The sequence below is a fragment of the Acinetobacter courvalinii genome (genome assembly GCF_014635545.1).
In the GTDB taxonomy this organism is placed as follows: Bacteria; Pseudomonadota; Gammaproteobacteria; order Pseudomonadales; family Moraxellaceae; genus Acinetobacter; species Acinetobacter courvalinii.
Genome location: NZ_BMDA01000001.1, coordinates 765,752 through 778,095, shown reverse-complemented (window position 1 = coordinate 778,095; position 12,344 = coordinate 765,752). Strand labels below are relative to the sequence as shown.

The window sequence follows — 12,344 nt, the reverse complement described above, 5'->3', positions numbered from 1 at the left end:
CATTTCTTACTGCTCTAGTAAGTAACATGAATCTGCTGATTTTTCTATTCCAGATTTGTCTTATTCTCTGATCGTGAGACTGGCCAGTGCTATCCTGCTAGACAACGAATTAAACAAAAAGGTATTGGCACCGCTGGCTTGCCTCTAAGATGGATCAAGATTGAACTCAGGTATGTATTGGGTTGAGCAAATTACTTATTGGCTGAACTGAGTTGCTGTGCTTCAGTGGTATTATCCTTTTGCTGCGACGGCATATAATCGGGTTGATTACTGACTGCCAGAAAGAAAAACACCAGAAATAAACAGCCGAGCAAAATACTGATACCCACTGCTAAATAGGGAAATTTGGATTGCTGTTGCGACATGAGGTCTGCTCCTGTTCAAAGATTAAGAAATGTTTAACCTTGTTTATATCGTGGACAAAACTTTAAAACTGGCACCATTTTGAATCCGGGTCTGCATATATTCAGCATAGACCGACAACTTCTCGAAAATATGTTCGGAATAAAACATATCTTCAATCAGATGCGCAGCCTGCTGTTCGGTGAACTGGCCAATATTTGCCACCAATCCGGCATTCAGACTGGAAAATAAGGTACAAATTCCTTTATGGAATTCATCTTTATTCTTAAACAACAGTTGGCGCATATTGATCATGTCATGATTCACTTGAGGTACATCCTGATCGCTCTCAATCACCGTAATTCTGACCTGTAGATAATCTTGCAATATTTTGAGCTGATGCATATCGATCGGCAGATGAGTCACCAGAAAAATATGGGAAATATCTGTTCTGCACAGGGCTTTCACCAAACTCCGAAAAAGAAAATCCTGCTCATTTTTCGGATCATGCACCAGCTCTATATAAAGTTTTAAGCTATCAAGCACCTCTTCGATCTTGAGATGAATACTTTTCTCTGCCTGATAATATTGATTTAAAACGGTCAATACAGCAGCGGTGATGGGCGTGGTATAAATCACTGGCTGATTTAGATTGGCAATAATAAATGGCGCAAACACATAAGCCAGATGACCCTCATTTTCTGCAATGGGGGCCTGGGCAATGTAGGTGACTTTTTCTTTAGAAAAATCTCTAAGCACCTTGCCTCTTAACAAGGTTGCTTCAAGATTGACATATTCAAGTTGTAACTGTTCTTGTACTGATTGCGATGGTGCCTTGCCCTGAAAAAGCTGGGGCAATGCATTAAGCTCTGGGGTTATAAACATAATTAAACGCCATTCAGTCCGAAGTAAGGTCAGATAAACGACTTACAATGCTTGATCATTATTTAACACACTGTATCGTTGTGTATGCTATTTTGAATGAGCATCTTGATACTGAATAGCTACAGAATTTTGCTAAAAAAATATAACAGATTACTTAGCTCAAGCTTATCTGTTATAAAAAAACAAGAAGAAATTGTACCTACTCATATACAGCAGAACACGGGATGATGAATAAAACTTAAAAGGCTTTTAAATCCAACTAGAACAGTCATAAGGTTCTATGTATTTTCAGTCGTTTAAGTCCGTTCTTTCACATTTTCCTAGCGACTGCTTTACTCGTCTGTTATAGGAGAGGATATATGGATCTCGGTTTTACTGCCTTAGAATTAGCCCGAATACAGTTCGCCTTTACTGTTTCATTTCACATTATCTTTCCTGCCACCTCGATTGGTCTGGCCTGTTTTCTGGCCATGCTGGAGTGGAAATGGCTTCGTACCCAAAACCCGATTTATAAGGATCTGTTCAAGTTCTGGATCAAGATCTTTGCAGTTGCCTTCGGTATGGGCGTGGTTTCCGGTGTGGTGATGAGCTATCAGTTCGGAACCAACTGGAGTGAATTTTCCCGAATCGCAGGGAGCGTAACCGGCCCCTTACTGACCTATGAAGTACTGAGTGCTTTCTTCCTCGAAGCGGGCTTCCTCGGCATCATGCTGTTCGGTTGGGGAAGGGTCAGTCCCAAGGCACACTTTTTTGCCACCTTGATGGTTGCCATCGGCACCTGTATTTCCATGTTCTGGATCCTGTCCTCCAATAGCTGGATGCAAACCCCGCAAGGATTTAGCATTGAAAACGGGATCGTGATTCCTACCGACTGGTGGGCGATTGTTTTCAATCCATCCTTCCCTTATCGCTTGGCGCATATGGCGGCGGCGGCATTTTTAGTCTCGTCACTTCTCGTGGTGGGTACTGCCGCATGGCATTTAATTAAAGGCCGTCGCGATGAACTGGTCAAAAAATCATTTTCAATGGGTCTGTGGATGGTTCTAGTCACTTCATGTCTGCAAGTGGTGATTGGTGACAATCATGGTTTAAATACCTTAAAGCACCAGCCCGCCAAACTGGCAGCCATTGAAGGACACTGGGAAACCAACCATAACGAATCCATGCCACTCTTGCTTTTCGCCATTCCAGACATGGACAAAGAGGAAAATCTGTATGAAATCGGAATTCCACACCTCGGCAGCCTGATCCTGACCCACTCGCTGGATGGAAAAGTCACAGGTTTAAAAGACTTTGCAGCTGAAGACCGTCCCAATGCCACCATTGTGTTCTGGAGTTTCCGCGTCATGGTCGGTCTGGGCATGCTGATGGTACTGCTTTCACTGGTTGCTTTATGGCTGCGTAAAACCGGCAAACTGTATGGCACTTCATGGTTTCACAAATTTGCTTTCGTCATGGGACCGGCAGGTTATATCGCCCTGCTTGCAGGCTGGGTCACCACTGAAGTCGGACGCCAGCCCTGGGTGATTTATGGCGTGATGCGGACCAAAGATGGTCTGTCGCAGACCGTTACCGCCGATCAGGTCGGCATCAGTCTGATTATTTTTGTCGGGGTCTATACCATCGTTTTTGGTAGCGGTATTTACTATATGCTGAAACTGCTGAAAAAAGGTCCTGAATTTATTGATGCCATTGAACATGAACCCGCAGGTCCGGGACATTTCAAAACACCGATGCGCCCACTGAGTGCTGTTGATGAAAGTATTGACGGGCAAGATCAAAGTAAGGAGAAACGCCATGATTGATTTATCTCTGATCTGGGTCGGTATTATTGGTCTGGGCGTACTGATCTATGTGGTGCTGGACGGTTTTGATCTCGGCATTGGCATCCTGTTCCCCTTTATTAAAAACCGTGAAGAGCGCGATGTGATGATGAATACTGTCGCGCCGGTCTGGGATGGCAATGAAACCTGGATGGTGCTTGGTGGTGCAGGCTTATTTGCTGCTTTTCCACTGGTCTATTCCACCGTGCTTTCTGCCCTGTATATGCCAATTACCTTGATGGTGATTGCATTAATTTTCCGTGGTGTCGCCTTTGAATTCCGCTTTAAGGCCAATCGTACCAAGCATTTATGGGATCTGGCCTTTATCTGGGGCTCGGTCTTGTCCAGCTTCTTTCAGGGCGTGATTCTCGGAGCATATATTCAGGGAATCCAGACGACCAACGGGATTTTCTCAGGCTCGGGTCTGGACTGGCTAACCCCTTTCGCACTGTTTACCGGACTGGGTGTGGTGGCCATGTATGCAGCACTGGGTTGTGGCTGGCTGATTATGAAAACAGATCACGAATTACAGGACCAGATGTATCGGTTAATGCCGAAGCTGATCATCCTGTTATTTGTAGTGTTTGCCGGGGTCAGTCTTTATACCCCGCTGACTCACCCTGAAATTGCAGCACGTTGGTTTGCCTTGCCAAATCTGCTGTATTTTAGTCCTGTACCGGTTTTGGTGTTGCTCTTTACTGCCTTAATTTTAAAAGCCTGTCAAAAGCGTCAGGATCTTAAGCCATTTATCTACACCCTGGCACTGGTGTTTTTGGCCTTCACCGGTTTTGTCATTAGTTTATGGCCGCATATTATTCCGCCATCGGTTACGATCTGGGAGGCAGCAGCCCCTGCTTCGAGTCAGAAATTTGCACTGGTCGGTGCGGTGATTCTTATTCCGATCATCATTGCCTATACCATCCTTTCCTACTGGGTGTTTAGAGATAAGGTCCGTGTCGGTGATGCAGGTTATCACTAAGGAGGAAGGTTGCATGAAAATAAAATCTCAGCATTTAAGTTCAACGCAATGGTTTATAATCTTATGGTTACTTGGATTTTTTGCACTCGCCATAATTGCTGGTCTATTTAGACTACTATTGATGTTTGCTTATTAGAACTAGGAATGGAGCAGCTTTTTTAACAAGGCTGCTCTGTTTATTCGGATCAGCCCTATTTTATGTATAAATCAGAACAGTTAGCGCATAACCTGAAACTTCTCATTGAAAACGGGACATGGAAGCCTCATACCAAACTGCCATCTTTACGTGAACAGGTCCAGCGCTCAGGCTTTAGTCTCATTACTGTCATGAATGCGTATCAGGAACTAGAAGCACAAGGCCTGATTTATTCCAAAGAAAAATCAGGGTATTTTGTCGCTGAGCACAATCATATCCAGATTCCGCAAGCCTATTCAGTGGTGTCTTTAAATCCGAAGATTGAAATTAACTCGCTGGTATTTAAATATCTTAAATCAATTCAATCCAAACATATCAGTCCATTAGGCTCTGCTTTTCCAGACAGTCAGTTGCTCTATCCCCCCAAACTGATTCAGATCATGGGGCAACTTTCCCGTAATCGGCAGAGTTATGATCAAACCACCAATCTGCCACCGGGCAATTTAGCGCTCAGAAAACTGATCGCGCAACGCTATTGCATGCAAGGCATCCCCACGGATGCAGATGACATTGTGATTACATCTGGCGGCTTGGAAGCCCTGAATCTTTCGCTGCAAGCGATTACGCAACCAGGCGATTATATTTTGTTGCAGCAAACCATTTTTTATGGAGCCTGGCAGGCTGCAGAGCGTTTAGGACTCAAGGTGATCACCATTCCTGAGCATCCGCAACATGGCTTTGATATAGAAGCTTTTGAACAGGTCATTAAAAATTATCCGATTAAAGTGTGTTGGTTTATGCTCAATGCACATAACCCGATCGGATTTACGGTCAGCGAGGAAATTAAATATAAGATTGCCAAACTATTGCATGAGCATCAAATCCATTTAATCGAAGATGATGTCTATGAAGAACTGTTTTATGGCAATCAAAAACCTTTGCCGATGAAGTATTTTGACCAGCAAAATCTGGTGCTGCACTGCTCTTCTTTTTCCAAAACCCTAGGTTCAGGTTTCCGTATGGGCTGGGTTTATGCAGGCAAATTTTCCGAGCATATTCAGCATCTACAGTTAATGAGCACCATTTCAGCCAATGCGCTGATCCAGAATGCACTGGTTGAGTTTCTCTCTCACCATCATTATGAAAAGCACCTCAGAACGCTCAGACGTGCTTTGGAGAAGAATAAAAAGCAGTTCTTTCAATATCTCAAGCAGCATTTACCTAAAGGCTGTAAGGTCTATAATTATCCGAGTGGCTATTTTCTCTGGATTCAATTGCCCGATAAAGTCAGCAGTATGAAAATCTATGAACAATTGATCCAGCAACAGGTCGGCGTTGCTCCCAGTCCTTTATTTAATGTATTGCCTTCACATCAACATTTTATCCGTATGAACTGCTCTTTTGAATGGACGGAACAGATTGAACATGCTGTCGTGCAATTTATCAATGCCATTCAAAAAGAAGTACTCATCTAATTAAATTTCGGGAAAGCATTTTTGAATAATAAATTATGAAAATCTTTTCCAGTTCCATAGAAATAAAAAAACGACCTTAAAACATGCGTCTTAAGGTCGTTTCAAAAGCACAGCTCAATTAGCCTGGGAAGATACCACGCTCTTTACGTGCTTTTAAGATACGCTCACAACCCAAGATAAAGGCCGCTGTACGTAAAGTACATTCTTTTTCGCTTGATTTATGCCATACATCGTTAATGGCTTGAATCATTAGCTTGTCGAGTCTTTCGTTAATTTCTTCTTCAGACCAGAAGTAGCTCGACATATCCTGAACCCATTCGAAGTAAGATACGGTTACACCACCCGCATTACAGATTACGTCAGGAACAACCGTGATACCACGTTCAACCAGGATATCATCTGCTTCTGGATAAGTCGGGCCGTTCGCACCTTCAAGAACCAGTTTTGCCGATAAGTTTTTCGCACGTTCAACCGTGATCTGGCTTTCTAAAGCAGCAGGGATCAGGATATCCATGTCTACTGTCCAGAACTCTTCATCGCTGATGACCTGAGCACCTTCAAAACCACCCACACCTTGATGAGTTTCCATGTAGGTTTTTAATGCAGCTAGATCAATCCCTTCAGGATTATAAATCGTACCGGTATGATCCTGAATGGTCACGATTTTAGATTTTGAATCACCGAATAGATATGCAGCTTCACTACCCACGTTACCAAAACCTTGAACCGCAATTTTAGCGCCTTCTAAAGGTAATTTGATTTTTTCAGCAACTTGCTGACCTGTGATAAATACACCACGGCCTGTTGCCTTGATACGACCCAGCGAACCGCCTAGGTGAACCGGTTTACCCGTTACCACACCTGTTACCGTATGACCTTGACCAGATGAATAGGTATCCATGATCCAGCCCATCACGTTTGGATTCGTCCCTACGTCAGGTGCAGGAATATCTTTTTGTGGGCCAATAATATGGCTGATTTCACTGGTATAACGGCGTGTTAAGCGTTCTAATTCACGTGGAGAAAGCTGACGCGGATCGACACGGATACCACCTTTTGCACCGCCGAATGGTAAATTCACCACCGCAGTCTTAATTGTCATCCATGCTGAAAGAGCCATTACTTCATTTAAATCTACATCTGGGTGATAGCGAATACCGCCTTTACCCGGACCACGTGACAAGTTGTGTTGTACACGATAACCTTCAAAATGACGGATAGTGCCATCGTCCATAACAATTGGCACGTCAACGATCAAAGCACGTTTTGGGCGCTTTAATGTATCCACATAACCTTCTAGACCTTCTAGATATGGAGCAACACGCTCGATCTGTTCAAGATAGGTTGCCCATGGACCGTCATTTTGAGAGACATAAGATAAATTAGACATGTTTTAACCTTTTGATGAATTCACATGATCCATCAATCAAATATGTAGTTAAAAATTATATAAGCGGCTAATTTGGCAGTTCTACTGTCCAAATCAAACCGTGGATTACATTCCGCCACATCAAAAACTTTAATCTTTCCGGTTTCCTTAATGGCCTCTAGTAATGGGTCAAAGACTGATAAATCAATTCCTTTTACCGCAGGTGCACTTACACCTGGAGCAATGCTAGCACTAAATACATCAAGATCAACTGTAATATACAAATAGTCAACTTTTCCGATAAAAGCATCGATTTTTTCGAGTAAAATTTCAACGTTTTTCGGTTGTAATTCAAAGTCGTAGATATAACTGCAATTTAGTCGATCTGCCGTTTCAAAAAGGACTCGAGTATTTGAGTGTTTTGCCACCCCGATACACAGATAATGAAATTCTTGCTGATGCTGTTCAGACAGTCTTGCTGCATTTAGAAAAGGCGTACCTGAGGTGACATGTTCCGCTTCACGCAAGTCAAAATGTGCATCAAAATTGATGATACCGATTTTCTTATCCGGCTCATGATTTTGCAGGTATTGAAACAGACCTGAAAAGCTACCAAAAGCCACTTCATGACCACCGCCTAAAACAATCGGTTTCATGCCCTGTTTTAGACTACGTTCTACCTGATCGGCCAGTTCAGCCTGTGCCTGTTCCAGTTTGCCATTGTCACATAGCACTGTGCCCAGATCTGCAATTGTCACCGCTTGATGGACAGGCAAGTTTGCCAATTGTGCCCGAATCATATCCGGGGCATCGGCTGCACCTAAACGGCCTTTATTGCGTTTCACCCCTTCATCGGAACTAAAACCGATCAAAGCGAATGACGCGTGCTGCTGCGTATTGACCACCTGATGGAGACGTAAATGTGCTTCACCGTCACCATCGTGTCGTCCTTGCCATTTAAATGAGTGATTCATTATCAATACCACGTTTTAAAAATAAGCCTAGGCTTAGATCGAAATTTCATTGCCATGCTGAATGATGCGTTTTGGCAAATCGCCCCCTAACCAGTAAACGATTTCTGAAGGATGCTCGATGTCCCAGGCAACAAAATCTGCCACTTTGCCCTGCTCCAGACTGCCATGCGTGTCTTGCAAACCCAATGCATGTGCTGCATGAAGCGTTACCGCAGCTAAAGTCTGTTCAGGGGTTAAACGGAATAAGGTACTGCCCATATTCATCATTAAACGCAAAGATAAAGCTGGCGATGTACCCGGATTTAAATCACTGGACAAGGCAATCCGCACACCATGTTGCTGCAAACTCTGCAACGGCGGATACTGGGTTTCTCTCAAGAAATAAAATGCGCCTGGCAATAACACTGCAACCGTCCCCGCAGCAGCCATGGCTTTCACATCCTCTTCTGTCATAAATTCCAGATGATCTGCCGACAAAGCCTGATAACGCGCGGCCAAACTTGAGCCACCGAGCGAAGAAAGCTGTTCTGCATGCAGCTTGATTGGCAAATTTAAAGACTGGGCTGTTTTAAAAACACGCTCAACCTGAGCAGGAGAAAATGCCAGATATTCACAAAAGGCATCGACTGCATCAACCAGACCTTCCTGATGCAATTTTGGCAGCATGTCATTACAGATATGCTCAATATACGCATCGCTTTGATCCTGATATTCAGGCGGCAAAGCATGCGCTGCCAGGCAAGTACTGCGAACCGTCATCGGCAGAGTTTCTGCAATCTGACGAATCACACGCAGCATTTTGCGTTCGTTGGCGTAATCCAGACCGTAACCTGATTTAATCTCAATGGTGGTGACCCCATCTTTGAGCAGGCAACGAACGCGCTTCAGTGCTGATGCAAGCAACTGTTGTTCACTTGCTTCACGCGTGGCACGAACCGTACTGGCAATTCCACCACCACTCGCCGCGATCTCGGCATAACTGACACCTTGTAAGCGTTTTTCAAACTCAACACTACGGTTGCCGCCAAATACACTATGGGTATGACAATCAATTAAGCCGGGAGTCACCCACGCGCCATTCAAATCAATAGTTTCGGAATAAGCATCGGCAGGAACATCGTCAAAGGTTCCAATCCAGTGGATGTGCTGCCCCGAAGTGACCATTGCAGCATGTTCGATACTGGAATATTGCCCATTTTGCATGGTGGCAATATGACAGTTTTTCCAAAGCTTTTTCATTCACATTTCCTCTCACTGCTCAGGTAGGATAAGTACCTGAGCAGTTTGATCTTTAGCTTTCCATTTCGATATTTTGTTGCAAGCTTGCGCTTTCTTTTACCGTATCTTTCTTCGGCTTCACCCAGATGCTATACGCAATCCAGAGTAGAACTAACCAGGTTGCACCGACATAAATTGCAGGTCGTGAGTCCGGGAAATACCCCATCATGGCTAAAATAAACAGCATGAACGCAATTGCAAATGCAGGGGCATACGGCCAGCCAATGACTGGGAAATCCAGTGCCTTGATTTCTTCTTTCGATAATTTACGACGCATCGCAACCTGAGAAAGTAGAATCATCAGCCAGACCCAAACGGTTGCAAAAGTCGCGATTGAAGCAATAATGATGAAGACATTTTCAGGAATCAGATAGTTCAGCAAAACACCAATTAATAACACGCCTGCCATCACCACCACGGTCATCCAAGGCACACCGTTTTTCGAAATTTTCTGGAATACTTTTGGCGCTTGTCCACGGTTTGACATTCCGTACAGCATACGTCCTGCACCAAACACATCACTATTGATGGCAGATACAGCCGCTGTAATGACCACAATATTCAGAACGGTTGCTGCTGATCCAATGCCCAGATTTTCAAAAATCTGTACGAATGGACTGCCCTGACTACCAATCTGGTTCCACGGGAAAATCGACATCAATACAAAAATCGTTAGGACATAGAACAACAGGATACGTACCGGCACGGCATTAATCGCTTTTGGAATCGAAGTTTTTGGATCTTGCGATTCACCAGCAGTGATCCCGATAATTTCAATCCCGCCAAAAGCAAATACCACCACAGATAAACAGGCAACCAAACCTGCAATACCATTTGGCATAAAGCCTTCATGAATCCATAGATTTTGAATGCCTGTGGTAAAGCCACTGTGGTCCGCATGGAAACCGTAGAACATTAGCCCCAAACCACCAACAATCATGGCCACAATGGCAGTGACTTTGACGATGGAGAGCCAGAACTCAAGCTCGCCAAAGACCTTGACATGAATCAGGTTGATTGCACCCAAGAACATGATCAGTGACAAAATCCAGATCCAGCGTGGCACATCGGGATACCAGAATCCCATATAGATTCCGAATGCTGTCACATCGGCAAGTGCAACGATGATCATTTCGAAAACGTAGGTCCAGCCGGTGGTAAAACCTGCAAGCGGGCCAATATATTGAGAAGCATAATGACTGAATGAACCTGATACCGGGTTATGTACCGCCATTTCACCGAGTGCGCGCATCACGATATAAATTGCAATCCCTGCAACAATATATGCGAGTAATACGGACGGGCCTGCCATTTTGATGGCAGTGGCCGAACCGTAAAAGAGTCCTGTCCCAATGGCTGAACCCAATGCCAAAAAACGAATATGGCGGGTGTTTAGCCCCCGCTGTAATGTGGAGTGCTGTGACATTATAATCTCCAATCCTTGAGGAAATTTAGTTAGATTCGGCCACTCCATGTGACCGATTTATTGATCACACTTCAGACAAACTCGGTAATAGCTTCGGAATGAGTAATTCGTTCAGGCAACCACTCGCGAGCAATTCACTTGCCTGCTCGATATCTGGCGCAAAGAAACGATCTTCACTGTAGTAAGGCACTTGATCACGCAACACTTTACGCGCACGCTCAAGTTTTGGAGAACTCTTCAATCCTTCACGGAAATCAAGACCCTGACATGCACCTAGCCATTCAACTGCAAGGATGCCGCGAACGTTGTCAGCCATATACCACAAGCGTTTCCCAGCATTCGGCGCCATGGAAACATGGTCTTCCTGATTTGCAGAAGTCGGTAAACTATCAACACTGGCAGGATGTGCAAGTGCTTTATTGTCACTTGCTAACGCAGCGGCTGTTACTTGAGCAATCATGAAGCCAGAATTGACTCCACCATTGGCAACCAGGAACGGCGGCAACTGTGACATGTGACGGTCCATCATCATCGAAATACGACGTTCAGACAATGAACCGATTTCTGCAATCGCCAATGCCAGATTATCCGCTGCCATGGCAACAGGTTCCGCATGGAAGTTACCACCCGAAATCACATCGCCTTCAGCAGCAAAGACCAATGGGTTATCCGATACCGCATTTGCTTCGATTTCCAGTACTTCGGCTGCTTGACGGATCTGGGTTAAACACGCCCCCATCACCTGTGGTTGGCAACGTAGTGAGTACGGATCTTGAACCTTGCTGCAATCTTCATGTGAATGAGAAATTTCACTTGATTCAGTCAACAAGTCACGATAAGCCGCAGCCACATCAATTTGACCACGTTGACCACGCACTTCATGAATACGTGCATCGAATGGCGCACGCGAACCCAGCATGGCTTCAACGCTTAAACCACCGCACACTGTTGCCGCAGCAAATAAATCTTCTGCTTCAAACAGACCACGTAAAGCATAAGCGGTTGAAACTTGTGTACCGTTTAACAGTGCCAAACCTTCTTTCGCCGCTAAAGAAATTGGCTCTAGTCCTGCAATTTTAAGTGCTTCAACTGCCGGCAACCATTCACCTTTATAGCGTGCTTTACTTTCGCCTAATAACACCAGAGACATATGTGCCAGTGGTGCCAAGTCACCTGAAGCACCAACAGAACCTTTGAGTGGAATATGCGGATAAACTTCAGCATTGATTAAAGCCAAAATCGCATCAATCACTTTACGGCGAATCCCAGAAAAACCACGTGCCAAGCTATTTGCTTTAAGCAACATAATCAGACGTACCATCGCATCATCAAGTGGCTCACCTACGCCAGCAGCGTGTGACAGTACCAATGAGCGTTGTAACTGTTCAAGGTCTTCTGGTGCAATTTTGGTTGATGCAAGTAAACCAAAACCGGTATTGATCCCGTAGGCAGTACGGCCTTCATTCACGATTTTTTCGACACAAGCAACACTTGCATTAATGCCAGCAGAAGCGCTGTCATCGAGTTTCACTTTGATTGGGTTTAAATAAGCGTGGCGCAGATCTGCTAAGCTAAGTTTGCCGGGTTGAATTAGAAGTTCCATTATTGGCGTCCTGTTTTGCACTCTATTGTTCGCTTACGATGCTGTTTACACAAT

At 44.5% G+C, this 12,344-nt stretch carries 10 protein-coding genes; 3 read left to right on the top strand and 7 right to left on the bottom strand.

Annotation, left to right across the window (positions count from 1 at the left end):
• Window positions 1-191 precede the first annotated feature (191 nt).
• Both IEV39_RS03385 and IEV39_RS03380 read right to left on the bottom strand, forming a co-directional pair.
• Entirely contained in the window at window positions 192-365 is a 174-nt protein-coding gene (locus IEV39_RS03385) for a cbb3-type cytochrome oxidase assembly protein (RefSeq protein ID WP_005286759.1), read from the bottom strand.
• Between the two features lie 43 nt (window positions 366-408).
• Window positions 409-1,227: a hypothetical protein gene (locus tag IEV39_RS03380; protein WP_005286762.1), complete on the bottom strand. Its 819-nt coding sequence runs from the start codon at window positions 1,225-1,227 to the stop codon at window positions 409-411.
• A gap of 359 nt (window positions 1,228-1,586) precedes the next feature.
• On the opposite strand from IEV39_RS03380, the gene IEV39_RS03375 reads away from it, so the two are divergent.
• The 3 genes from IEV39_RS03375 (at window position 1,587) to IEV39_RS03365 (ending at window position 5,640) form a co-directional block, all read left to right on the top strand.
• Window positions 1,587-3,032: a cytochrome ubiquinol oxidase subunit I gene (locus IEV39_RS03375; protein ID WP_005286766.1), complete on the top strand. Its 1,446-nt coding sequence runs from the start codon at window positions 1,587-1,589 to the stop codon at window positions 3,030-3,032.
• A complete protein-coding gene (gene cydB, locus IEV39_RS03370; RefSeq protein WP_005286769.1) occupies window positions 3,025-4,029 on the top strand; it encodes a cytochrome d ubiquinol oxidase subunit II in 1,005 nt (334 codons plus the stop codon). Before IEV39_RS03375 ends, cydB begins: the two co-directional genes overlap by 8 nt.
• A gap of 198 nt (window positions 4,030-4,227) precedes the next feature.
• Window positions 4,228-5,640, top strand: coding sequence for an aminotransferase-like domain-containing protein (locus IEV39_RS03365; protein ID WP_005286771.1), 1,413 nt, complete (start codon window positions 4,228-4,230; stop codon window positions 5,638-5,640).
• Between the two features lie 118 nt (window positions 5,641-5,758).
• On the opposite strand, the gene IEV39_RS03360 is transcribed toward IEV39_RS03365, so the two are convergent.
• The 5 genes from IEV39_RS03360 to hutH form a co-directional block, all read right to left on the bottom strand.
• A complete protein-coding gene (locus IEV39_RS03360) occupies window positions 5,759-7,030 on the bottom strand; it encodes a Glu/Leu/Phe/Val family dehydrogenase (protein WP_005286774.1) in 1,272 nt (423 codons plus the stop codon).
• 32 nt (window positions 7,031-7,062) lie between these two features.
• Entirely contained in the window at window positions 7,063-7,983 is a 921-nt protein-coding gene (gene hutG / locus IEV39_RS03355) for a formimidoylglutamase (protein ID WP_005286777.1), read from the bottom strand.
• A gap of 33 nt (window positions 7,984-8,016) precedes the next feature.
• The gene (gene hutI, locus IEV39_RS03350; protein WP_005231070.1) at window positions 8,017-9,222 is read right to left on the bottom strand and encodes an imidazolonepropionase; all 1,206 of its coding nucleotides are present in this window, start codon (window positions 9,220-9,222) and stop codon (window positions 8,017-8,019) included.
• 52 nt (window positions 9,223-9,274) lie between these two features.
• Complete coding sequence (locus tag IEV39_RS03345) at window positions 9,275-10,687, bottom strand: L-histidine transporter HutT (protein WP_005231071.1); 1,413 nt, start codon at window positions 10,685-10,687, stop codon at window positions 9,275-9,277.
• Between the two features lie 64 nt (window positions 10,688-10,751).
• On the bottom strand, window positions 10,752-12,290 hold the full coding sequence (gene hutH, locus IEV39_RS03340) for a histidine ammonia-lyase (RefSeq protein WP_005231073.1): 1,539 nt from the start codon (window positions 12,288-12,290) through the stop codon (window positions 10,752-10,754).
• Between the last annotated feature and the right edge of the window lie 54 nt (window positions 12,291-12,344).